Origin of the sequence: Lysobacter sp. K5869, from assembly GCF_018847975.1 — a bacterium.
GTDB lineage: Bacteria > Pseudomonadota > Gammaproteobacteria > Xanthomonadales > Xanthomonadaceae > Lysobacter.
Genome location: NZ_CP072597.1, coordinates 3,904,793 through 3,931,784 on the forward strand (window position 1 = coordinate 3,904,793; position 26,992 = coordinate 3,931,784).

Genomic DNA, 26,992 nt, shown 5'->3' on the forward strand with positions numbered 1-26,992 from the left:
CCTCAGGAGACAGGGAGATCGGCGCTGTGCGCGGCGGTTCGCGCGGGCCGGTGGGCGGCGGCGCGGGAGCGGCGCAGCGATTGGTTCATGGGGCCGGCGATCTGGGCGATCAGCGCCTCGTCCTGCATCATCGACATGTGAGTGCCGCCGACCGCGGCGATCTTCAGCCGCGGGCCCAGCAGAGCCGACCAGCCGTTGCTGCGGTCGGCGCGCGCGGGTTCCTGCGCGCTGAACAGATCGACCTCCATCGCCAGCAGCGGCGGCGAGTATTCGACGCAGGCGCGGGCGATGTCGTTGGCGACCTGGAAGCGCCGGTCCATCTCGCGGCCGGTGATCTCCGGCCGCAGCCAGCCGTTGCGGTGGCATTCGGCGACCATCGCCTCGAGATCGTCGAAGGCGAGCAAGCCGCGCAGCACGTTGGGCGGAAGGTCCGGGCGCAGGTATTCGAGCGTGCGGATCAGGTAGTGCTTGGTCTCGGCGATTTCCCCGTCCAGGTCGGCCGGCTTGAGCTTGTAGGTGTCGATCATTCCCAGGTACTCGACCGGCTCGCCGAGTTCGAGCAGGCGGTGGGCGACCTCATAGGCGACCAGACCGCCGCCCGACCAACCGGCCAGCCGATAAGGCCCGGCGGGCTGCACCGCCACGACCTGCTTGAGGTAGTCGCGGGCCATCTCGGCCAGCGAGCGATAGACCGGCGGGTCCTCGTGCATGGCCCGGGCCTCGATGCTGTAGACCGGAACGTCGTCGTCGATGAAGCGCGCCAGCCGGTCGTAGGCCAGCACGCTGCCGAAGCCTTCGTGGAAACAGAACAGCGGCAGCTGCGAGCCGCCGGTGCGGACCGGAATCAGATTGGACTGCGCGTCGGCGCCGCGCTCGTCCCGCCGCGCGAGCGCGGCGAGGCTCGCCAGCGTCGGCGCGTCGAACACCTGCCGCAGATCCATGGCCAGACCGCGCCGGCGCGCGGCGTCGATCAGGCGGGTGATCAACAGCGAGTGCCCGCCGAGTTCGAAGAAGTTGTCGTTGCGCCCTACCCGCTCCACGCGCAGCAGTTCGCTCCACAACTGCGCGAGCGCGATCTCGTTCGCGCCGCGCGGCGGATCGTACTCGCGCCGCGGCACGGCGCTGGCGTCGGGAACCGGCAAGGCCTTGCGGTCGAGCTTGCCGTTGGGCGTCAGCGGCAGCGCATCGAGCACGACGAAGGCGGCCGGCACCATGTGCTCGGGCAAGGTCTGGTGCAGGTGCGTGCGCAAGGCGTCCAGATCCGGCGCGGTGCCGGCATGGGTCAGGTAGGCCACCAGACGCTTGCCGTCGCCGATGTCGTCGCGCGCCAGCACCACCGCTTCGCGCACCTGCTCGTGCAGCAGCAGCTGCGCTTCGATCTCGCCGGGTTCGATGCGGAATCCGCGGATCTTGACCTGATGGTCGTTGCGGCCGAGGAACTCGATGCTGCCGTCGTTGCGCCAGCGGGCCAGATCGCCGGTGCGGTACATCCGGGCCTGCGCGCCGCCGAAGGGGTCGCGCAGGAAGCGTTCGGCGGTCAGCTCGGGGCGGTTGAGATAGCCGTGGGCGACGCCGTCGCCGCCGATGTGGATTTCGCCGACCGCGCCGACCGGCACCGGTTCGCCGTGCCGGTCGAGGAGGTAGACGCGGGTGTTGGAGATCGGGCTTCCGATGGGAACCGACAGCGCATCGTCGGCTACCGCCGTCACCGTCTGCGAAGTCGCGAAGGTGGTGGTCTCGGTCGGGCCGTAGACGTGCTGCAGATGCCGTGGCCCGCCCTCGCCCAGCATGCGCCGGACGATGCCCGCGTCGCAGCGCTCGCCGCCGAACAGCAGGTACTTCAGGCCCGAGAAGATCCCGGGCTGGGCGAGCGCGTACTGGTTGAACAAGGCGGTGGTCAGGAACAGCGCCGAGACCCGGTGGGCGCGCAGTTCCGCGGCGAAGCGCGCGGCGTCGAGCAGGGTCGGCTTGTCCAGGACGAGCACGCGCGCGCCGTTGAGCAGCGCGGTCCAGATCTCGAAGGTGGAGGCGTCGAAGGCCGGATTGCTGCAATGGGCGACGCAATCGCCGGCATCGATGGCCGCATAGCCGTTGTCGATGGCCAAACAATTGATCGCGCGGTGCGGCACGATCACGCCCTTGGGCTCGCCGGTCGAGCCGGAGGTGTAGATGATGTAGGCCGCGTGTTCGGGCGTGATCCTAAGTTCGGCGGTGTCGAGATCGCTCTCGTCCGCCGCCGCGGCGTCGCCGGGAGAGGCGTCCGCGACCTCGGCGTCGAGCGCGATCGCCGGCGGCGCAGACTCGGGCAGCGTCCCCAGCAGATGCGGCTGGGTCAGCACCAGCGCCGGCGCCGCGTCGCGCAGCAGATAGTCCAGGCGCGCCGCGGGATAGCTCGGATCCAGCGGGACATACGTCGCTCCGGCCTTGAGGATCGCCAGCAAGGCGACGATCAGCTCCGGGCTGCGCTCCATGCACAGCGCCACCCGATCCGCGGTTTCGACGCCGCGCGCGCGCAGCTCGCGCGCGAGCCGGTTCGCGCGCCGGTTGAGCTGCGTGTAGGTCAGCGCGCGGCCGTCGTGCAGCAAGGCCACCGCGTCGGGCGTCGCGGCCGCTTGCCGCTCGAACAGTTCGTGCACGCAGCGCTCGCGCGGGTAGTCGCGCTCGGTCTCGTTCCAGGCGGTCAGCGCCTGCTGCCGATCCGCCGGCCCGAGAATCGCGATGGCGTCCACCGCCTGCGCATCGTCGCGCACCATGCCGCGCAGCAGCGCTTCGAGTTGGGTCAGGTGCCGCCGCATCGTGTCGGGCTCGAACAGCGCCGTCGCGAAGCACAGGTTGCCGCTCAGGCGCCCCTGCTGTTCCTGCCATTCCAGGATGAGATCGAACTTGGCGTTGGCCGGCGGCGCCGGCAGTTCCTCCAGGCGCAGTCCGTCGAGCTCGAACGCCGTCTGCGCGGCGTTCTGCAGGGTGAACATGAGCTGGAAGACCGGGCTGTGCGCGCGCGTGCGCTTGGGCTTGAGCGCTTCCACCACTTGTTCGAAAGGAATCTCCTGATGGTTCTGCGCTTGCAGCACGTGGTCGCGCGTGCGGGCCAGCAGCTGCGCCACGCTCGGGCGGTCGCTGAAATCCAGGCGCAAGGCCAGCGTATTGACGAAGAAGCCGATCAGCGGCTCGACCTCGGCGCGGGTGCGGTTGGCCACCGGCGTGCCGATCACCACCTCGTCCTGATTCGCCAGCCGCGCGACCAGCGCGCCCCAGGCGGCGAGCAAGGTCATGAACAAGGTCGTGCCGTGGCGCTGCGATAAGGCCTTGAGCGCTGCGGTGAGTTCGGCGTCGAGCTCGATCGGCGCGCTTTCGCCGCGATAATCCTGCACCGGCGGGCGCGGCTTGTCGGTCGGCAGGTCGACCAGCGCCGGCGCGGCGGCCAGTTGCCGGCGCCAGAACGCCAGCTGCCGTTCCTGCACTTCGCCCGCCAGCCAATCGCGCTGCCACACGGCGTAGTCGGCGTACTGCACCGGCAACGGCGGGAGCGGATCGATCTGCGGCGACAGCCGCTGGCTGGCGTAGGCGCGGTACAGTTCGGCCAGTTCCGCGGTCAACACGCCCAACGACCAGCCGTCGAACACGATGTGGTGCATCGTCAGCAGCAGCACGTGGTCGTCGTCGCTCAGACGCAGCAGCCGTCCGCGGATCAGCGGCCCGCCGGCGAGATCGAACGGCGCGTCGGCTTCGATGCGCTGCCAGTGCTCGATGGCCTCCTGTGGCGAACGCGCGTCCGCGCCGAGGTCGTGATGCGACAAAGCGAATGCCGCGGCGTCGTCGACGCACTGCACCGGCTGCCCGTCGATCAGCTCGAAGCGCGTGCGCAGGGCTTCGTGGCGCCGCACGATCCGGTTCAGCGTCGCCTGCAGTGCATCCCGGTCCAGCCGGCCGCGCAGGCGCAGGCCGGCGGGCATGTGATAGGCCGTGCTGGCCTCCAGCCCCATCTGCGCGATGAACCACAGCCGCTGCTGCGCGAACGACAGCGGCAGGCGTTGCGGCCGCGCCGCGGCCGCGAGCGCCGGTTGCGCGCTCGACGGCGCCTGCCCGACCCGCGCTGCGAACTCGTGCAGGGTCGGATGCGAGAACAGGTCGGACACCGCCATTTCCACCCCGAGCCGCTGGCGCACGCGCGAGACCAACTGCACGGTCAGCAGCGAGTGGCCGCCCAGGTCGAAGAAGCTGTCGCGGCGCCCTACCCGATCCACGCGCAGCAGCTCGCTCCAGATTTGCGCCAGCGTCGTTTCGGCCTCGCCTTGCGGCGCTTCGTACGCGCGCTGAGCGAAGGCCGCGCCGTCCGGCGCCGGCAACGCGCGGCGGTCGAGCTTGCCGTTCGGCGTCAGCGGCAGCGCGTCCAGCGCCACGTACGCGGCCGGCACCATGTAGTCCGGCAAGGTTTGCGCCAACGCTGCGCGCAGCGTCTGCGCTTCCGGTTTGGCCTCGCCATCGCTGGCGACCACGTAGGCGACCAGACGCAGTTCGCCCGGCACGTCTTCGCGCGCCAGCACCGCGGCTTCGCGCACGCCCGGTTGCGCGGCCAGTTGCGCTTCGATCTCGCCCGGCTCGATGCGCAGCCCGCGGATCTTGACCTGATGATCGTTGCGGCCGAGGTACTCCAGCGTGCCGTCGGAGCGCCAACGTCCCAGGTCGCCGGTCTTGTACATGCGCGCGCCGGGCTGCGCCGCGAACGGATCGTCGTGAAAACGCTCCTGCGTGAGCTCCGGACGGTTCAGATAGCCGCGCGCCACTTGCGCGCCGCCGACGTAGATCTCGCCCGGCGCGCCCGCCGGCACCGGCTGGCGATGACGGTCGAGCAGATAAATCCGCGTGTTCGCGATCGGCCCGCCGATGTGCACGACCGCATCGTCGTGGCGGACCACGCCCGAGGTCGCCACCACCGTGGCTTCGGTCGGGCCGTAGTTGTTGACCAACTCGAACGGCAGTTCCGCCGACGGCAAGCGGCTCAAGCGGTCGCCGCCGGTCAGCAGCGAGCGCAGGCCGCGTCGTCCGCCCTGCCCGCGCGCCAGCGCCGCATCGGCCAGCGCAGTAACAAGGAAACTGGTCTGCAGATCCTGTTCTTCCCACCACGCCAGCAAAGCCGCCGGATCGCCCGCCGTCGCCGACGGCGGAAGCACCAAGGTCGCGCCCTGACACAGCGTCGGCCACACCTCCCAGGTGCAGGCGTCGAAGGCGACGCCCGCGGTGCTGGAACTGCGTTCGCCCGGCGCCAACGCAAAGCGCTCGCTGTGCCAACCGATCAGATTGAGCAACTGACGATGTTCGACCATCACGCCGTTGGGACGGCCGGTCGAGCCGGAGGTGTAGATCACGTAGGCCAGATGATCGGTCTGCAGCCCCGTGGCCGCGCGCTCGGGATCGGTCGCCGGACGCTGCAGCCAGGTCGGCTCGTCGAGCACCAGCACGCTGGCGGTGGTCAGCGCCCGGCACGACGGCAACTGGTCCTGCAGCGCCGCCTGGGTCAACACCACGCGCGGCCGGCTGTCGTCGAGCATGAAGGCCAGCCGTTCTTGCGGATACGCCGGATCCATCGCCACGTAGGCACCGCCGGCCTTGAGCACCGCCAGCCACGCCGTCGCCAGATCCGGGCCGCGCGCCGCTATCACCGCGACGCGAACTTCGGCGCGCACGCCCTGCGCGATCAGTTGGTGGGCCAGACGATTGGCCCGCTCGTTGAGTTCGCCGTAACTCAGGCGCTGGCCTTCGAACTCGATCGCGATCGCTTGCGGCGCCAGCGCCGCCTGCCGTTCGAACAGTTCGTGCGCGCAATGCGCCTGCGGATAGCCGCGCTCGGTCGCATTCCACCGCGTCAGGACTTGCTCGCGCTCGGCCGCGCCGAGCAGGTCGATGGCGTCGACGGCTTGGGTATCGTCGCGCACCATCCCGCGCAGCAAGGCTTCCAGGTAATCGCGATAGCGCTGCACCGTGGCGCGGTCGTACAAGGCGATGGCGAAACCCAGCGTGCCGGCGATGCCGTCGGCGGTTTCGTGCAGGTCCAGTTCCAGGTCGTACTGGGCGTTGTGCTCATCGGTGGTCGCCGGCAGCACCTGCAGGCTCAGCCCGTCCAGGGCCAGGCCTTCGTCGGGCGTGTTCTGCCAGGCGAAGGTCAGCTGGAAGATCGGCGTGTGCGACAGCGTGCGCTCGGGCTTGAGCGCTTCCACCACTTGCTCGAACGGAAGCTCCTGATGCTCGTGGGTCTGCAGCACGCGCTCGCGCGCCTGCGCCAGCAACTGCGCCACGCTGGGCCGGTCGCTCAAGTCCAGGCGCAGCGCCAAGGTGTTGACGAAGAAGCCGATCAGCGGCTCCATCTCGGCGCGGGTGCGATTGGCCACGGGCGAACCGATCACCACCTGATCCTGCCCGGCCAGCCGCGCCACCAGCGCGCCCCACGCCGCCAGCAGGGTCATGTACAACGTCGTGCCGTGGCGTTGCGACAGCGCCTTGAGTCCCGCGGCCAGTTCCCGGTCGAACGCGACCGGCAGGATCGCGCCGCGATAGTCCTGCACCGGCGGACGCGGCCGGTCGGTCGGCAGGCCGACCAGCGCCGGCGCGCCGGCCAGTTGCTCGCGCCAGAACGCCGCTTGCCGCTGCTGCACTTCCTCGGTCAGCCAATCGCGCTGCCACACGGCGTAGTCGGCGTACTGGATCGGCAGCGCCGGCAGCGGATCGGCCTCGGGCGACACGCCCTGCGCCGCATAGGCGCGATACAGCGCGTCGAGTTCGCCGGCGAGGATGCCCATCGACCAACCGTCGGAGACGATGTGGTGCATCGACAACAGCAGCACATGATCGTGTTCGCCCAGACGCAGCAAGCGGCCGCGGATCGTCGGCCCGCGTTCCAGATCGATCGGCGTGTCCGCCTCCACCCGCTGCCAGTGCTCGACCGTGCCCGCCTCGGCGGCGCCGGGGGCGCTCAGGTCGTGGTACTGCAGGCTGAACCCGGCCGCCGGCGCGATGCGCTGCACCGGTTGGTCGCCGGCCACATCGAAGCGCGTGCGCAGCGCTTCGTGGCGCTGCACGATGCGGTCCAGCGCGGCCTGCAGCGCGGCCCGGTCGAGCGGCCCGCGTAGGCTCAGGCCGAAGCCGAGCGAGTGCGCGGTGGGCCACATCTGGGCGATGAACCACAGCCGCTGCTGGGCGAACGACAGCGGCCAGTGCGCGCGTTCGGCGTCGCGCGGCGCGATGCCCGCCGCCTGCGGCGCCGGCCGGGTCCTGACGCGGGCGGCCTTGGCCGCCTGCAGCAGGGCTTCGCGCTCGGCGCGGGTCATGTTCTTCACGGTCGCGTTGCTCATTGGATCAGCCCCTTCTGTTCGGCCGCGATCGATTCGAGATCGTCGGCGTCGAATTGCGACAGCTGACAGTCGACGATGGCCTCGGCGAACTCGCACAGGCGAGCGTTGGAGAACACCGTGATCAGCGAGATTTCGATGTCCCACTCGCTGCGGACCCTGGAAATCAGGCGGGTGGCGAGCAAGGAATGGCCGCCGAGCTCGAAGAAGTGGTCTTGACGCCCCACCGCGTCGACGCCGAGCAGCTCGCTCCAGATTTGCGCCAGCGCGATCTCGGTCTCGCCGTCCGGCGCCTCGTAGGCGCTGTGCGCCTGGACGGCACCCAGCGGCAACGGCAGCGCTTTGCGGTCGACCTTGCCGTTGGGCGTCAGCGGCAAGCGGTGCAGCACCACCCAGGCGGCCGGCACCATGTAGTCCGGCAAGTCCTGCGCGAGCGCGTGGCGCAAGGCCTGCGGATCGAGCTCGGCGTCGGCGCCGTCGGCCACGTAGGCGACCAGTTGCTTGTCGCCGGCGGCGTCCTCGCGCGCCAGCACCAGCGCTTCGCGCACCTCGGGCTGGGCCAGCAGCTTGGCTTCGATTTCGCCTGGTTCGATGCGGAAGCCGCGCAGCTTGAGTTGATGATCGTTGCGGCCGAGGAAATCGATGGTGCCGTCGTCGCGCCAGCGCGCCAGATCGCCGGTGCGGTACATGCGCTCGTCCGCGCCGGCCGCGAACGGATCGGCGAGGAAACGCTCCTGGGTGAGTTGCGGATTGTTGAGATAGCCGCGCGCCACCTGCACGCCGGCGATGTGCAATTCGCCGGCGACGCCGACCGGCGCCGGCAGGCCGTGGGAATCGAGGACGTAGAGGCGGCCGTTGGCGATCGGCTTGCCGATCGGCGGCGCTTCGTTCGCGGCGGGATCGCAGTCGTGCATGCTCGCGCAGACCGTGGCTTCGGTCGGGCCGTAGGCGTTGATCAGCCGGCGTCCCGGCGCCCAGCGTTTGACCTGCGCGGCGCTGGCGGCCTCGCCGGCCAGGATCAGCGTGCGCAGGTGCGGCAAGGCGGCGTCGGCGGGCAATGTCGCCAGCAAGGCCGGCGGCAGCGTGGCGTGGCTGATGCGGTGCGCGTCGAGCCAGCGGGTCAGCTCCATGCCCGCCAGAACGCCCGGCGGCGGCAGGTGCAGGCTGGCGCCGGACAGCAAGGCCATGGCGACTTCCGAAATGCAGGCGTCGAAGCTGAAGGACGCGAACTGCAGCACGCGGCTGTCGCGCTCCACGCCGAAGCCGGCGATCTGCGCCTGGGCCAGATTGCACAGGCCGCGGTGGGTCGCCATGACGCCCTTGGGCACGCCGGTCGAACCGGAGGTGTAGATGACGTAAGCCAGATGCGAGGGCTCCAGGCCCAGCGCGGCCGGGTCGATGTCCTCATGCGGCAGGTGCTGCCACTGCGCGGCCTCGGTCATGTCCACCACCGGCGTGCGCCAGAGGATGGGGCTGGCCGGCAACTGGTCCTGCAAGGCCGCCGTGGTCACCAGCACGCGCGGGCGGCTGTCGCGCAGCATGTAGTCGAGCCGCGCCTGCGGATACGCCGGGTCCATCGGCACGTAAGCGCCGCCGGCCTTGAACACCGCCAGCATCGCGACCACCATCTCGACGCTGCGCTGCAGGAAGATCGCCACCTTCTCGTCCGGCTTGACGCCGAGCCCCTGCAAGTGGCGCGCCATGCGGTTGGCGCGCTCGTTGAGCTCCCGATAGCTCAGCCGTTCGTCGCCGTGCTCCAGCGCGATGGCCTGCGGCGCGGCGCGTACTTGCCGCTCGAACGACTCGTGCACGACGCCGTCGGCATGCGGCCACGCTTGGCGGGTGTCGTTCCAGGCCGACAGCACCTGCCCGCGCTCGCGTTCGCCGAGCACTTCCAGCCGCCACGACGGCGTCTGCGGCGCTTGTTCCAGCGTCTGCGTCAGCGCGTCCAGCGCGTGGTGCATGTACGCGCACACCCGCTGCGGATCGACCGGCCGCTCGACCAGGGCCTTGAGCTCGAAGTCTTCGCCCAGGTCGTCCACGGCCATGATGAAGGGCACGTGGTTGGTGCGTTCCACCGCCGACAGCACTTCCACGCCCTGCGCCCAGGCCGGCGTCTGCGCGTCGCCGCCGTCGTCGGCGCTGTGGCGATAGTTCATCACCGCCGAGAACAAGGGCGCGCTCGCCGCCATCGCGCTGCAGCGCTGCGCCAAGGCCAGCGAGGCGTGCTCGTGGCCGAGCAAGTCGGTCAGCGCCGCGTGCGCCTCACGCACGCCGTCCTGCACGCCGAGCTCGCCGAGCCGCACGCGGATCGGCAAGGTGTTGATGAACAAGCCCATCGCGCGTTCCGCGCCGGCGCCGCCCTGCAAACGGCCGAACAGCACCGTGCCGAACACCACGTCGTCGCGGCCGGTGGTCTTGGCCAGCACTTGCGCCCAGGCCCAATGGAACAGGCTGGCCGTGCTCACGCCCAGGCTGCGCGCCTGCTGACGCAGGCGCCGCGACAAGGCGCGCGGCAACGGCTGCCGGGCTTCGCGCACGTGCTCGCCCTCGCCTTGCACCTTGAGCAGGCCGAACGGCGCGGTCGGCTCTTCGACATCGCCGAGCATGCGGCTGAAGTACGCCTCGTGCTCCTGCGCGCTCACGCCCAGCCGCGCCTGGGCGACGAAATTGCGGAACGGCACCGGTTCGGGCAGCTCGTGCGCGCGGTCGGTCAGGATCAGACCGACCTCGTGCAGCAACACATCGAGCGCGGTGTGGTCGAGCACCAGATGGTGATGCAGCAACTGCAGCAGCCAACGCTGGCCAACGTCGTCGAACGCCGCCAGACCGCGCATCAGCGGCGCTTGGTTCACGTCCATGCGGGTGTGCAGCGGGTCGGCCAGTTCGGCCAAGCGGGTCGCGACATCGCCTTCGGCCAGCCGCGGCGTCGCCACTTCGAAGCGGGCCTGGCGCCACACCACCTGCACCGGCTCGGCGAGGCCGTCCCACAGCACCGCCGTGCGCAGCACGTCGTGGCGGTCGACGACCTGCTGCAAGGCCGCCACGAACGCGTCGAGCCGGGCGCGCGAGTCGAACGCCAAGGTGGTCGACAACAGGTAGGCGTCGCCCTGCGTCTGCAGCAGGTGATGGAACAAGATGCCTTCCTGCAGCGGCGCCAGCGGATAGATGTCCTGCACATTGGCCGCGCCGCCCGGAACCGCGGCGACGATGCGTTCGATCTGCGCCGCGTCCAGCGCGATCAGCGGCAGCATGTGCGGGGCGATGGCCGCGCAGCCCGGCGCGATGCCGTTGGCCGGAACGACCACGTCGCCGGCGCCCCGACCGCGCGCGCCGGCCACCGCTTCGGCCAGCCCGGCCAGGGTCGGCTGCGCGAACAAGGCGCGGATGTCGATGGGCAGCGCTTCGCGGCGCAGGCTGGCCATCAGGCGCACGGCCAGCAGGGAGTGGCCGCCGAGCTCGAAGAAGTTGTCGTGCCGGCCCACCCGCTCCACGCCCAGCAGTTCGCTCCAGATCGCGGCCAGCATGGTCTCGATCGGGCCTTGCGGCGCTTCGAAATCGCGCTGCGCGAACGCCGCGCCGCCGGGCGCCGGCAAGGCGCGCCGGTCGAGCTTGCCGTTGCCGGTCAGCGGCAACGCCGCCAAGGTCACGTAAGCGGACGGCACCATGTAATCGGGGAGCTGTCGCGCCAATGCTTCGCGCACGGTCTGCGTGTCGAACGCTTCGACGCCGTCGGCGACCACGTAGGCGACTAGACGCTTGTCGCCGGGCTCGTCCTCGCGCGCCACCACTGCGGCTTCGCGCACGCTGGGCTGACGCAGCAGCTGCGCTTCGATCTCGCCCAGTTCGATGCGGAAGCCGCGGATTTTGACCTGATCGTCGATGCGGCCCAGGAATTCCAGTTCGCCGTCAGCGAGATAACGCACCAGATCGCCGGTCTTGTACAAGCGGCCGTCGCCGAACGGATGGGCGACGAAGCGCTCTTCGGTCAACGCGTCGCGGTTCAAGTAACCGCGTGCTACGCCGGCGCCGCCGATGTACAGCTCGCCGATGCTGCCGGCCGGCTGCAGTTGCCGGTGCGCATCGAGCACGTACAAGGCGGTGTTGCCGATCGGCCGGCCGATCGGCGTCGCCGCCGATCCGGCCAGCGCCTCCAATTGCGCCGCGTGCCGCAGCGTCCACACGCTGCAGCCGACCACGGTCTCGGTCGGACCGTACTCGTTGACGAAGCTTGCGTTCGGCAACAGTTCGCCCTTCCAGCGCCGCAGCGTCGCCGACGGCAGTTGCTCGCCGCCGACCACGATGCAGTGCGGCGCCACGCCAGCGGTCACCTCGCGCTCCAGGTACGACAACGCGTCCAGGTGTGCCGGGGTGATCTTGAACAGCCAGCCCTCGCCCGGTGCGAACAGGCGCTCGGACAAGCGCGCCAGCGTCTGCGTATGGGTTTCGTCGGGCAGCAGCCACACCGGTTTTCCGACCAACAGCGGCGGCAACAGCGTGGTCAGCGTCGCGTCGAAGCACAGCGGCGAACTGACCACCGAACCGGCCACGTCCGGCAAGTACGACTCCACCGCGTTCGCCAGATAGTTCGACAGCCCGCGGTGTTCGACCATCACGCCCTTGGGCTGGCCGGTCGAGCCGGAGGTGTACATCACGTAGGCGAGATCGTCCGGCGTCACGTCCGGCAGCAACCCGCCGTGCGCGTAATCCGCCAACCATTCCTCGTCGTCGGCCGCGCCGTCCATCAGAACCACATCCACTTCGCGCAACGGCAACTCGTCCATGCCGGCCGCTTCCAGCAGTGCCCAGCCGATGCCGGCGTCTTCCACCATGTAGGCCAGACGGTCCTTCGGCAGTTTCGGTTCCAGCGGCACGTAGGCCGCGCCGGCCTTGAGCACGCCGAGCACGGCGATCAGCAGTTCCGGTGAGCGCGACAAATAGAGGCCGACCCGCGCGCCGGGCGCGACGCCCGCTTCGATCAGGTAATGCGCCAAGCGCTCGGCCTTGGCGTCGAGCTGGGCATAGCTCAGCGTGCGCTCCTCGAAGCGCAGCGCCGGCGCGCCGGGCGTGCGCGCCGCTTGCGCGCGGAACTGCGCGTGCACGCTGGCTTGCGGGTAGGCGCGTTCGGTCGCGTTGAGTTCGTGGCACAGATGCGCGCGTTCGGGCTCGTCGAGCAAGTCCGCGCGATCGATCCGGCCCGACGGCTGCGCCGTCATCCGGTCGAGCAAGCGCACGAAGTGGCGCATCATCTGCGCTACCAGCCATTCGTCGTAAAGCTCGGCGTTGTAGACCAGTCGCGCCTCGAAACCATCGCCCTGCGGGAACAGGCACAGCTGCAGATCGTGGTTGCCGTGGCCGAGGTTGGTTTCGATCGGCCGGACCGTCACCTCGCCGCTGCTCACCGCCTGGCCGCCCTGCGGGTCGTACTCGAACATGGCGTCGAACAGCGCGCCGCGGTTCGCATCGCCATCGAGCCCGAGCCGGGCGGTCAGCAGATCGAACGGCAGGTCGGCGTGCTGGACGGCGCGGCGGCGCGTGCGCGCCACCTCATCGAGCAAGGTCGCGAAATCGTCCTCGGCGCGCACTGCGATGCGCAGCGCCAGCGGATTGGACAAGGCGCCGACCATCGCCTCCAGGCCCGGCCGGTCGCGGCCCGCGGCGCGGGTGCCGACGACCGCTTCCGCGTGCCCGCTGTAGCGATGCAGCATGGCCGCGAAGCCGGTCAGCAGCACGTCGTCGATCGCCGTCGCGCGTTGTTCGGCGAAGGCGCGCAGGCGCTCGCCCAGCCCGGCATCGACGGCGAAGCCGTGGCGGCCGGCGCTGAACCGCTGCCGCGCGGCGCGCGGCCGGTTCGACGGCAGTTCCAGCGTCTGCGAACGGCCGCGCAGTTGCGGCAGCCAGTACATCAGCAGGGGTTCGAGCGCATCGGCGCCGAGGTTCGACTGCCAATGCGCGTGATCGGCGAAGCGCAGCGGCAGCGCCGGCAGGACCGGAGTGCGGCCCGCGCCGAGCGCCGCATAGGCCTCGACGATCTCCTGCGCCAGCAATTGCAGCGAACGGCGGTCGGCGACGAGCCGGTGGACGACGAGGCACAGCCACGCGCGATCCGCGCCGTCGTGGAGCAAGGCGGCGCGCAGCGGCCGCTCTTGGCCGGGATGCAGCGGGCGTTCGACCTCGGCCAAGGCTCGCGCCAGCGGCGTTTGTCCGTGATCCAGCGCGATCCGCGCCAGCGGCAACGCCGCCGCCGCGTCCGCTTGCTGCCGGACCGCGGCGCCGTCGTCGGCGAACCGCGTGCGCAGCGCATCGTGGCGCGCCACGACGAGGTTCAGCGCCGTTTCGAGGCGGTCGGCCGCAACCGCGCCGTCGAACTCCAGCAACAGCGGCAAGCGGTGATGCGCCGCGGCGGCATCCTCGGCCCACAGGCGCTGCTGATGCGGCGAGAGGCTCGCGGGCGCCGCGTCCTGGCCCCGCGCGGCGATCGCGCCGGCGGCGGCAGGCAACGTCTCCGGCAGGCCCAACTCGTCGATGCGCGCGTGCGGCGCACCGGCGACGGCAGCCAGCAGCCGGGTGTAGCGCGCGGCCAGCCGCTCGATGGTCGCCGGTTCGAACAAGGCGGCGTCGTACTCGTAGGCCACTTCGATCGCGCCGTCGCGTTCGTTCACGTACAGCGTGAGGTCGAACTTGACCGTGTGCTCGGTCAGCGGCAGATCCTCGATGCTCAGTTCGGGCAGGCGCACGACCGGATCGGCCACGCTCTGCATCTGCACCATCACCTGGAACAGCGGCGGAACGCCGGGGCGCCGCGCCGGCTTGAGCTCTTCGAGCAGCTTGTCGAACGGCAGGTCCTGGTGCAGGTAGGCCTGGATCAGGGTGGCGCGCACCTGCTGCAGCAGCGATTCGAAGCTCTGCACCGGGTCCAGGCGCGTGCGTATCGCCTGCGTGTCCAGGAACAGGCCGATCAGCGGCTCGACTTCGCCGCGGCTGCGGTTGGCGACCACGGTGCCGACATTGAGGTCGTTCTGCCCGTTGTAGCGCGAGAGCACGACGTTGAATGCCGCCATCAGCACCATGAACAAAGTGCTCGAATGGCGTGCGGCCAGTTCGTTGAGCGCGGCCGTGGTCGCCTGCGGCACCTGCGCGTGGACCATGCCGCCGACGAAGCCCTTGGTCGGCGGACGCGGATGATCGGTCGGCAAGCTCGAAAGCGGCGGGCTGCCGGCGAGCTGGCCGCGCCAATAGCGCAGCAGGTGTTCCTGCGCATCGGCGTCCAGGCAGCGTCGTTGCCACAGCGCATAGTCCGCGTACTGCACCGGCAGCGGCGGCAGCGGGTCGAAGGAATGCGCGAGCGCATCGACCGCATAAGCGCGATAGAGGGCGCTGAGTTCCTCGGCGAGCACGCCCAGCGACCAGCCGTCGGACACGATGTGATGCAAGGTCAGCAGCAGCACATGGTCGCGATCGTCCAAGCGCAGCAGCCGGCCGCGGAACAGCGGCCCGCGGGACAGGTCGAAGGGCTCGCGCGCCTCCGCCCCGCTCCAGTGTTCGATCGCGGCTTCGCGTTGGTCCGCGCCGAGGTCGAGGTCTTGGTACGCCAGCGCGAAGGGCGCCGCCGCGGCGATGCGTTGCGCCGGCCGGTCGTCGACGATTTCGAAGCGGGTGCGCAGCGCTTCGTGGCGAAGCACGATGCGGTCCAGCGCGGCCTGCAGCGCCGGACGGTCCAGGCGTCCGCGCAAGCGCAGCGCCATCGGCATGTGGTACGCGGCGCTGGCGTCCTCGCCGAACTGCGCGGCCAGCCACAGCCGCTGTTGCGCGAACGACAGCGGCATGTCGTCGGGACGCTCGCCGGGCGTCAGCGCCGGCAGCGCCGCGGCTTGGGTCTGGCCGGCCACCCGCGCGAAGTCGTGCAGCACCGGATGGGCGAACACGGTCGACAAGGCCACGTGCAGGCCGAGCGTCTGGCGCAGGCGCGAGATCATCCGCACCACCAGCAAGGATTGCCCGCCGAGCTCGAAGAAGCTGTCGTGGCGCCCTACCCGCCCGGCCTGCAGGATCTCGCTCCACAAGCCGGCGATGGCGGTCTCCACGGGGCCCTGCGGCGCGGCATAGTCGCGCCGCGCCGAACTCGCGCCGCCGGGCGCCGGCAAGGCGCGCCGGTCGAGCTTGCCATTGCCGGTCAGCGGCAACGCCGCCAAGCTCACGTAAGCGGACGGCACCATGTAATCGGGCAGCTGTCGAGCCAATGCTTCGCGCACGGCCTGCGTGTCGAATGCGCTGTCGCTGTCGGCGACTACGTAGGCGACCAAGCGCTTGTCGCCGGGCTCGTCCTCGCGCGCCACCACCGCGGCTTCGCGCACGCTGGGCTGACGCAGCAGCTGCGCTTCGATTTCGCCCAGTTCGATGCGGAAACCGCGGATTTTGACCTGATCGTCGATGCGGCCGAGGAATTCCAGTTCGCCGTCGGCGAGATAACGCACCAGATCGCCGGTCTTGTACAAGCGGCCGTCGCCGAACGGATGGACGACGAAGCGCTCTTCGGTCAACGCGTCGCGGTTCAAATAACCGCGCGCCACGCCGGCGCCGCCGATGTACAGCTCGCCGATGCTGCCGGCCGGCTGTAGTTGCCGGTGCGCATCGAGTACGTACAGCTCGGTATTGCCGATCGGTCGACCGATCGGGGTCGCCGCCGATCCGGTCAGTGCCTCCAGTTGCACCGCGTGCTTCAGCGTCCACACGCTGCAGCCGACCACGGTTTCGGTCGGGCCGTATTCGTTGACGAAGCTCGCGTTCGGCAGAAGCTCGCCCTTCCAGCGCCGCAGCGTCGCCGACGGCAGTTGCTCGCCGCCGACCACGATGCAGTGCGGCGCCGCGCCGGCGGCGACATCGCGCTCCAGGTACGACAACGCGTCCAGGTGCGCCGGGGTGATCTTGAACAGCCAGCCCTCGCCCGGTGCGAACAGGCGCTCGGACAGGCGCGCCAGCGTCTGCGTATGGGTTTCGTCGGGCAGCAGCCACACGGGCTTGCCGACCAACAGCGGCGGCAGCAGCGTGGTCAGCGTCGCGTCAAAGCATAGCGGCGAACTGACTACCGAACCGGCCACGTCCGGCAAGTACGACTCCACCGCGTGCGCCAGATAGTTGGACAGCCCGCGGTGTTCGACCATCACGCCCTTGGGTTGGCCGGTCGAGCCAGAGGTGTACATCACATAGGCGAGATCGTCCGGCGTCACGTCCGGCAGCTCGCCTTGGGCGTAATCGGCCAGCCACTCCTCGTCGTCGGCCGCGCCGTCCATCAGCACCACGTCCACTTCGCGCAAAGGCAACTCGTCCATGCCGGCCGCTTCCAACAGCGCCCAGGAGATGCCGGCGTCTTCCACCATGTAGGCCAGACGGTCCTTCGGCAGTTTCGGTTCCAGCGGCACGTAGGCCGCGCCGGCCTTGAGCACGCCGAGCACGGCGATCAGCAGTTCCGGCGAGCGCGACAAATAGAGGCCGACCCGCGCGCCGGGCGCGACGCCCGCTTCGATCAGGTAATGCGCCAAGCGCTCGGCCTTGGCGTCGAGCTGGGCATAGCTCAGCGTGCGCTCCTCGAAGCGCAGCGCCGGCGCGTCGGGCGTGCGCGCCGCCTGCGCGCGGAATTGCGTGTGCACGCTGGCCTGCGGGTAGGCGCGTTCGGTCGCGTTGAACTCCCGGCACAGGCGCGTGCGCTCGGAATCGTCGAGCACCTCGATCTGCCAGGACGGCGTCTGCGGCGCGCGTTCGAGCGCCTCGACCAGCCCGGCCAGCGCGTTGTGCATGAACGCGCACACCCGCTGCGGCTCGACCGGCTCTTCGATCTGCGCGCGCAGTTCGAAGTCCTCGCCCAGATCGTCCACCGACAGCGTGAACGAGTAATTGGTGCGTTCGCGCACCGACAGCATTTCCGCGCCCTGCGACCAGGCCGGCGCGCTATCGCCGGCCGGCGCGGTGTGGCGGTAGTTCAACAAGGACGAGAACAACGGGGTGTTGGCGGCCAGCGCGCTGCAGCGCTGCGCGAGCGCCAGCGGCGCGTGCTCGTGGCCGACCAGTCCCGACAAGGTCGCGTGGGTGCGGCGGATGCCGTCCAGCACGCTGAGCTCGCCCAGGCGCACGCGCATCGGCAGGGAGTTCATGAACAGTCCCGCCGCGCGATCCGCGCCGGCCCCGCCCTGCAGGCGGCCGAACAGCACGGTGCCGAACACCACGTCCTCGCGCCCGGCGGTCTTCGCCAGCACCTGGGCCCAGGCCCAATGGAACAGGCTCGCCGTGCTCACGCCCAGCGCCCGCGACTGCTGCCGCAAGCGCTGCGACAAGGCGCGCGGCAGGGTCAGTTCGGCCTCGTGCACGTTCTCGCCGTCGCCGTGCACCTGCAGCATCCCGAACGGCGCCGTGGGTTCGTCCACATCGCCGAGCATGTCGCGGAAGAACGCCTCGTGCTCTTGCGCACTCACGCCCAGCCGCGTCTGCGCGACGAAGTTGCGGAACGGCACCGGTTCGGTCAGCTCGTGCGCGCGGCCGGTGCGGATCAGGCCGATTTCCTCGTAGATCAGTTCGACCGCGACGTGATCCATCGCCAGGTGATGCTGCAGCAGCAACAGCAGCCAGCGCTGGCTGCGCGCGTCGAACACCGCCGTGCCGCGCATCAGCGGCGCCAGGCGCACGTCCATGCGCGCGTCGCGCGGATCGGCCAGCGCGGCCAGACGCGCGGCGGCGTCGCCGCCGTCGGGTTCCAGCGTCTCCACTTCCAGCCGCGCCCGGCGCCACACCACCTGCACCGGTTCGGGCAAGCCGTCCCAGAGCATCGCCGTGCGCAGCACGTCGTGGCGGTCGACCACTTGCTGCAAGGCCTGCACGAAGTCGTCGAGCGCTTCGCGCGACTGGAACGACAGCAGCGTCGACAGCAGATAGGGATCGCCGCGGGTCTGCAGCAGGTGGTGGAACAAGATGCCGTCCTGCAGCGGCGCCAGCGGATAGATGTCTTGCACGTTGGCCGCGCCGCCCGGAACCGCGGCGACGATGCGATCGATGTGCGCCTGCTCGAGCCGCACCAGCGGCAGCATCTGCGGCACGATCGCCTCGCAGCCGGCGGGAATGGCGTTGACGGGCACCGTCACCCCGCGCCAGCCGGCGCGTTCGGCGTCGCCCACGGCCTGCGCGAGCACGGCCAGCGTGGGTTGCGCGAACAAGGCGCGGATGTCGGCGTGCAAGCCTTCCCGCCGCAGCCGCTCCATCAACTGCACCGCCAGCAGCGAATGGCCGCCGAGCTCGAAGAAGTTATCGTTGCGGCCGATCGTCTCGACCCGCAGCAGTTCGCTCCAGATCTTCGCCAGCGCGGTTTCGGTTTCGCCTTGCGGCGCTTCGTACGCGCGCTGGGCGAACGCGTCGGCGTCCGGCGCCGGCAGCGCGCGCCGGTCGAGCTTGCCGTTCGGCGTCATCGGCAGCGCGTCCAGCATCACGTACGCGGCCGGCACCATGTGGTCGGGCAAGGTCCGCGCCAGCCCCTGGCGCAGCGCTTGCGGGTCGAGCGCCGCGTCCGCGGCCGCCACCAGATAGGCGACGAGCTTGAGCTCGCCCGGCGCGTCCGCGCGCGCCAGCACCACCGCCTCGGCCACGCCGGGCTGGCGCTCGAGCTGCGCCTGGATCTCGCCCAGCTCGATGCGGAAGCCGCGGATCTTGACCTGTTCGTCGTTGCGGCCCAGGTACTCCAGCGTCCCGTCCGCGAGCCAGCGGCCGAGATCGCCGGTCTTGTACATGCGCGCGCCGGCCTGCGCCGAGAACGGATCGGCGAGGAACCGCTCCCGAGTCAACTGCGGCCGGTCGAGGTAGCCGCGCGCCAGTCCCGCGCCGCCGAGATGGATCTCGCCGGCGATGCCCATCGGCACCGGCTGGCCGCGGCGGTCCAGCAGATACACCGCGATATCGGGCACAGGCCGTCCGATGTGCACGTCCTGCGCGGATTCGACTTCCTGCAGGGTCGCCGTGATCACCGCCTCGGTCGGGCCGTAGGCGTTGAACAGGCGCGGCCGGTGGCCCGGGCGGGCCGCCCAGTGCGCGATCGCCCGCGCTTCGACCGCTTCGCTGCCGATGATCGCGATGCGCAGGCTGTCGGGCAGCGCGATGGTGTGATCTTCGGTCGCGTACTGCCAGAACTTGGTCGGCAGCTCGGCGATGCTGATGCGCGCATCGGCGCAGGACCGCCAGAACTGCGCGGCGCCGTCCTGCCAGCGCGGATCGCGCAACACCAGGGTCGCGCCGACGCTCAGCGCGCCCATGATCTCCTCGATCGACACATCGAAATTGATCGACGCGAACTGCAGCATCCGGTCGGACGGAAGCAAGCCGTAGCGCTGGGTCAGAGACTGGATGCGGCGGCTCAGCGCGCCGTGTTCGACCGCCACGCCCTTGGGCTGGCCGGTGGAACCGGAGGTGTAGATCACATAGGCGAGATCGTCCGCGCCCGGGCCGGCGCCGGCCGGTGCGATCCGCGTGTCCGGCAGCTCTTCCCAAGGCCGGTGCGCGGCGTCGAGCTCGATCACCGTCGCGGCAAGGTTGGGATGGTGCGCGATATCCAGTCCGGCCTGGGTCAGCACCACCCGCGGCCGGCTGTCGCCGAGCATGTAGTCGAGCCGTTCGCGCGGATACGCGGGATCCAGCGGGACGTAGGCGCCGCCGGCCTTGAGCACGGCGAGGATCGCCACCAGCATGTCGGCGCCGCGGCGCAGACAGATCGCCACGCGCACGTCGCGCGCGACGCCCAGGCCGCGCAGGTGCGCGGCCAGACGGTCGGCGCGCCGGTCGAGCTCGGCGTAACTCAGCCGCTCGTCGCCGTGCTCCAGCGCGATCGCCGACGGCGCGGCCTGCGCCCGGCGTTCGAACAGTTCGTGCACGCAGGCATCGGCCAGCGCGGGCAGCGGCTGGGTGTCGTTGAAGGCCGTCAGCACGCGATGGCGCTCGTCCTGACCGAGCACGTCGATGCGCCAGGACGGCGTCTGCGGCGCCTGTTCCAGCGCGTCGGCCAGCTGCGCCAGGGCGTTGAGCATGTAAGCGCACACGCGCTGGGGCCCGACCGGCGCCACCGCCTGCGCGGTCAGCTTGAAGTCGTCGCCCAGGTCGTCCACCGACAGGTCGATGGGATAGCTGGAGCGCTCTTTCACCGACACCAGCGTCGCGCCGGGCACCCACTGCGACGGATCCTTCTCGTCGGCGCTGTGGCGGTAGTTCAGCATCGAGGTGAACAGCGGCGCGTTGGCCGGCACCGCGCTGCAGCGCTGCGCCAGCGCCAGCGAGGCGTGCTCGTGGCCGACCAGAGCCGACAAGGCCGCGTGGGTCTGGCGGACGCCGTCGCCGACGCCGACCTCGCCGAGCCGCACGCGCAGCGGCAAGGTGTTGATGAACAGCCCCATCGCCCGGTCGGCGCCGGCGACGCCCTGCAGGCGGCCGAACAGCACCGTGCCGAACACCACGTCGTCGCGGCCGGTGGTCTTGGCCAGCACTTGCGCCCAGGCCCAATGGAACAGGCTCGCCGCGCTCACGCCGAGGCCGCGCGCCTGCCGGCGCAAGCGCTGCGACAGCGCGGACGGCAGCAGCGTTTCGGCTTCCTCGGCGTGGTCGCCGCCGCCATGCACTTGCAGCAAGCCGAACGGCGCGGTCGGCTCGTCGATGTCGCCGAGCATGCGGCGGAAGAACGCTTCGTGTTCCTGCGCGCCTGCGCCTTGGCGCGCGTGCGCGACGAAATCTCGGAACGGCACCGGCTCGGCCAGTTCCGCGGCGCGGCCGGACAGGATCAGCCCGATCTCTTCCAGCATCGCGTCCAAGGCGGTGTGATCCAGCACCAGGTGGTGATGGACCAGCCGCAGCAGCCAGCGCTGGCCGCGCGGATCGAACGCGGCGAACCCGCGCATCAGCGGCGCCTCGCCCAGGTCGAGCCGCTGCGAACCCGCGCAATCGGCGAGCGCGGCCTCGGCGTCGTCGCCGGCCGCCTCGAGCGTGCTCACTTGCAGCCGCGCCTCGCGCCAGACCACCTGCGCCGGCGCGTCCAGTCCTTCCCACACCACCGCGGTGCGCAAGGCGTCGTGGCGGTCGATGACCCGCTGCAGGGCGTGCACGAAGCGGTCGAGCGACGCGCGCGCGTCGAAGCCGAGGGTCATCGACAACAGGTAGGGATCGCTCTCCCGCTGCAGCAGATGGTGGAACAAGATGCCTTCCTGCAGCGGCGCGAGCGGATAGATGTCCTGCACGTTGGCCGCGCCGCCGGGCACCGCGCCGACGATGCGCACGATCTGTTGCGGGTCCAGATCGATCAGCGGCAGCATCTGCGGTTCGATCGCATCGCAGCCGGGCGGAATCGCGTTGGGCGGCGCCGTCGGCGCGCGCGAATCGGCGCGCGAGGCGTCGGCCACGGCCTGAGCCAGCGCCGCCAGGGTCGGCCGCGCGAACAGCGTCACGATGTCGGCTTGCAGCCCTTCGCGCCGCAGCCGTTCCATCAACTGCACGGCGAGCAGCGAATGGCCGCCGAGTTCGAAGAAATGGTCGTGGCGGCCGACGCGGTCGACCTGCAGCAACTCGCTCCAGATCCGCGCCAGCGTCGTTTCGGCTTCGTTTTGCGGCGCTTCGTACGCGCGCTGAGCGAACGCCGCGCTGTCCGGCGCCGGCAAGGCGCGGCGGTCGAGCTTGCCGTTGGGCGTCAGCGGCAAGGCATCGAGCACGACGTAGGCGGCCGGCACCATGTACTCCGGCAGGATTTGCGCAAGCGCCGCGCGCAGGGCCTGCGGCTCGGGCTTGGTTTCGTCGGCCGCGATCACGTAGGCCACCAAGCGCGTTTCGCCCGGCACGTCTTCGCGCGCCAGCACCGCGGCTTCGCGCACGCCCGGCTGCGCGGCCAGTTGCGCTTCGATCTCGCCCGGCTCGATGCGCAGCCCGCGGATCTTGACCTGATGGTCGTTGCGGCCGAGGTACTCCAGCGTGCCGTCGGAGCGCCAACGTCCCAGGTCGCCGGTCTTGTACATGCGGGCGCCGGACTGCGCCGCGAACGGATCGTCGTGGAAACGCTCCTGCGTCAGCTCCGGACGATTCAGATAGCCGCGCGCCACTTGCGCGCCGCCGACGTAGATCTCGCCCGGTGCGCCCGCCGGCACCGGCTGGCGATGACGGTCGAGCAGATAAATCCGCGTGTTCGCGATCGGCCCACCGATATGGACGACCGTATCGTCGTGGCGGACCACGCCCGAGGTCGCCACCACCGTGGCTTCGGTCGGGCCGTAGTTGTTGACCAGCTCGAACGGAAGTTCCGCCGACGGCAAGCGGCTCAAGCGGTCGCCGCCGGTCAGCAGCGAACGCAGGCCGCGCCGTCCGCCCTGCCCGCGCGCCAAGGCCGCGTCGGCCAGCGCAGTAACCAGGAAGCTGGTCTGCAAATCCTGTTCTTCCCACCACGCCAGCAAGGCCGCCGGATCGCCCGCCGTCGCCGACGGCGGAAGCACCAAGGTCGCGCCCTGACACAGCGTCGGCCACACCTCCCAGGTGCAGGCGTCGAAGGCGACGCCGGCGGTGCTGGAGCTACGCTCGCCCGGCGCCAACGCGAAGCGCTCGCTGTGCCAGCCGATTAGATTGAGCAACTGGCGATGCTCGACCATCACGCCGTTGGGACGGCCGGTCGAGCCGGAGGTATAGATCACGTAGGCCAACCGGCTGGGGTCGGCGCCGGCAGCGTCGGCGGGCCGTGCGCGGACGGGCTGCGTGCCCGGCTCGGGCGATGCGGCATCCAATTCGATCAGATCCCAATCGCCGGACAGGTCGCGGTCCGCGGCCAGATCGGCGTGGGTCAGCAGCGCGCGCGGCGCGCAGTCGCCGAGCAGGTCGCGCAAGCGCTCCGCCGGCGCGGCCGGATCCAGCGGCACATAGGCGCCGCCGGCCTTGAGCACGGCCAGCATCGCCGTCACCAGATCGGCGCCGCGGCGCAGGCACAGCGCGACGCGCTGTTCGGCCCGCACGCCCGCGTCGCGCAAGCGCTGCGCCAGCCGCTCGGCCGCTTCGTCCAGCGCGCCGTAGCTCAGGCGCCGGCCTTCGTGCTCGATCGCGATCGCCTGCGGCGCCAGCGCCGCCTGCCGTTCGAACAGTTCGTGCACAGACGCATCTTGCGGATAGGCGCGGTCGGTGTCGTTCCACGCGGTCAGCACCTGCAGGCGCTCGGCTTCGCCGACGAGGCCGATCGCATCCACCGCTTGCGCCTCGTCGCGCACCATGCCGCGCAGCATGGCCTCGAGGTAGCCCAGATGGCGCCGCATCGTCGCCGGCTCGAACAAGGCGCTGGCGAAGTTGAGCGTGCCGACGATGCGGCCGTGCGCTTCCTCCAGTTCCAAGGTCAGATCGAACTTCGCGTCCGCCGCTTGCGGCGCCAGCGCGGTCAGATCCAGGCCGTCGAGCGCGAACGCGGTTTGCGGGACGTTCTGCCAGGCGAACATCAATTGGAAGACCGGGCTGTAGGCTGGGCTGCGCTCGGGCTTGAGCGCTTCGACCACCTGCTCGAACGGCACGTCCTGGTGGCTTTGCGCGAGCAACGCGCGCTCGCGCACCTGCGCCAGCAATTGCGCCACGCTCGGGCGGTCGCCGAAGTCCAGGCGCAGCGCCAGCGTGTTGACGAAGAAGCCGATCAGCGGCTCCACTTCGACGCAGGCGCGGTTGGCCGCCGGCGTGCCGATCACCACTTCGTCCTGCCCGGCCAGCCGCGCGACCACCGCGCTCCAGGCCGCGAGCAAGGTCATGTACAAGGTCGCGCCGTGGCGTTGCGACAGCGCCTTGAGCGCCGCGGTGAGATCGCGATCGAACTCGATGGCCAGGCTCTGGCCGCTGAAGTCCTGCACCGCCGGGCGCGGCTTGTCGGTCGGCAAGGCCACGACCGCCGGCGCGTCGGCCAGTTGCCCGCGCCAGAACGCCAACTGCCGCTCCTGTACCTCGCCGCTCAGCCAATCGCGTTGCCACAGCGCATAGTCCGCGTACTGCACCGGCAGGGCCGGCAACGGATCGGCGCCGAGGTCGGACGCTTGCGACGCATAAGCCCGGTAGAGCTCCGCCAGCTCGCGCGCCAACACCTCCAGCGACCAGCCGTCGGAGACGATGTGGTGCATCGTCAGCAGCAAGACGTGTTCCTGCGGCGCCACACGCAGCAAGCGGCCGCGGATCGGCGGCCCGCGTTCGAGATCGAACGGCGTGCGGCTCTCGACGCGGCGCCAGTCGTCGACGGCGTCCGTCGCGGACCGGCGATCCTCGCTCAGATCGTGCCGTATCAACGCGAATCCAGCGGCCGGTTCGATCCGTTGCACCGCCTGGCCGTCGATCAGCGCGAAGCCGGTGCGCAAGGCTTCATGGCGCTGCACGATGCGGTCGAGCGCCGCTTGCAGCGCGGTTTCGTTCAGCGCGCCGCGCAGATTCAGCGCGTAGGACAGGTTGTAGGCGGCGCTGGCCTGCGCGCCCATGCGCGCGATGAACCACAGGCGTTGCTGGGCGAAGGACAGCGGCAGCGTCTGCGGCCGCGGCGTGGCGACGAGCGTGGGCAACGGCTGCGCCGGTGCCTGCCCCGCCACGGCCGCGGCGAAGTCGCGCAGCACCGGATGGGCGAACAGGGTCGGCATCCCGACTTCCACGCCCAGGCGCTGGCGCACCCGCGAGCTCAGCTGTACCGCGAGCAGCGAGTGCCCGCCCAATTCGAGGAAATGATCGTCGCGACCGACCCGGGCCACGCGCAGCAATTCGCTCCAGATCTGCGCGAGCGCGGTCTCGGTTTCGCCCTGCGGCGGCGCGTAAGCGCGCGGCGCGAGTCCGGCGCTATCCGGCGCCGGCAAGGCGTTGCGGTCGATCTTGCCGTTCGGCGTCAACGGAAACGCCGCCAGCCGCACCCAGGCGGTCGGCACCATGTAGGCCGGCAAGGCTTGCGCCAGCGCCGCCCGCAGCGCTTGCGGGTCGGGTTCGGCGGCGTCCGCGCCGACGACATAGGCGGTCAGGTATTTCTCGCCCGGCACGTCCTCGCGCGCCATCACCAGCGCTTCGCGCACGCCCGGCTGGGCCAGCAGCTTGAACTCGATCTCGCCCAGTTCGATGCGGAAGCCGCGGATCTTGACCTGATGGTCGTTGCGGCCGAGGTACTCCAAGGTCCCGTCCGCGCTCCAGCGCCCCACGTCGCCGGTCTTGTACATGCGCGCGCCGGGCTGCACCGCGAACGGATCGGCCAGGAACCGCTCGCGGGTGAGCTCGGGTTGGTTGAGGTAACCGCGCGCCACGCCGGCGCCGCCGATGAAGATCTCGCCGATCTCGCCCGGCGCCACTCGTTGGCCGCGCTCGTCGAGCAGATGCACCGTGGTGTTCGCCACCGGACGGCCGACCGTCGAATCGAAGCCGCGTTCGCGCGGCATCCGGATCCAGGTCGAATACGTGGTGGTTTCCGAAGGGCCGTAAAGATTGCAGACGCTGGCGACGCCGGTGCTCGCGAACGCCTCCTCGACCAACGCGCGCTTGAGCGGCTCGCCGGCGACGTTGACGACGCTGACGCTCGCCGGCACCGCGCCCTGGTCCACGATCGCGCGCAACGCCGACGGCACGGTGTTGATCAGCGTGACCGGCGAGTCCGCATCCAGCGCAAGAATATTGTCGACGAGGTGGACGCAGCCGCCGCAGCTCAACGGCGCGAAGCACTCGAACACCGCCAGATCGAAGTTCAGCGACGTCGAGAACAGCGTATGGCGCAATTCCTCGGCCGAGAACGAGAGCCTCGCCCAACGGATGAAGTTCACGGCGTTGCCGTGTTCGATCATCACGCCCTTGGGACGCCCGGTGGAACCGGAGGTGTAAATCACGTAGGCCAGACCGTCCGGACCGAGCCCGACCTCGTCCGCGTCCAGGTCCGCGGCGGGCAAGGCCTCCCACGGACGCAGCGCGCCGTCCAGCACGACGACCTGGGTTGCGGCATCGACGCCGTCGGCGATCGCCAGGGCCGCCTGGGTCAGCACCACCCGCGGCTGGCTGTCTCGCAGCATGTAGTCCAGGCGTTCGCGCGGATACGAGGGATCCAGCGGCACGTAGGCGCCGCCGGCCTTCAACACCGCGAGCATCGCCGTCACCATGTCCGCGTCGCGGCGCAAGCACAGTCCTACGCGCTCATCGCGGCCGACGCCGAGTTGGCGCAGGTGGCGCGCGAGCCGGTTCGCTCGTTCGTTGAGCGCCCGATAGCTCAGTTGCCGGCCCGCGCACTGCAGCGCGATCGCCTGCGGCGTGGCCGCGGCCTGGCGTTCGAAGAGCTGATGCAGGCCGCGTTCGGCGTCTTCCCAGTCTTGGCGCGTGTCGTTCCACGCGGCCAACTGGGCGTGGAATTCCCGCTGGTCCGCCGAGCCGGCGTCGGGAGCGAGGTCCTGCAAGGTCCCCGAGTCGGATTTCTTCGACAACGCTTGTTCGGTACCGGCATCGTACTTGTTCATGTATCTGGACCTCGTTCTGGGTCGGCGCGATCGCCGGGGCCTCGTGGGTCGTCGTGGAACGCCTGCGCCGCATCGCCTCGCAGTGGCGTTGTCGACCGACCGATGGCCGCCCGGGACCTGCATGACCTTTCGATGATTCGAATCCGCGCCGGTTCAGCGGCGCGAACGGTGTTG

The 26,992-nt window shown here is 70.5% G+C and carries 2 protein-coding genes; both read right to left on the bottom strand.

Annotated features, from left to right (window positions below; translation table 11 throughout):
* Window positions 1-2: 2 nt before the first annotated feature.
* The gene (locus J5226_RS16940) at window positions 3-7,346 is read right to left on the bottom strand and encodes a non-ribosomal peptide synthetase (protein WP_215835608.1); all 7,344 of its coding nucleotides are present in this window, start codon (window positions 7,344-7,346) and stop codon (window positions 3-5) included.
* Complete coding sequence (locus J5226_RS16945; protein WP_215835609.1) at window positions 7,343-26,818, bottom strand: non-ribosomal peptide synthase/polyketide synthase; 19,476 nt, start codon at window positions 26,816-26,818, stop codon at window positions 7,343-7,345. The genes J5226_RS16940 and J5226_RS16945 overlap by 4 nt, the downstream gene beginning before the upstream one ends.
* Window positions 26,819-26,992 lie beyond the last annotated feature (174 nt).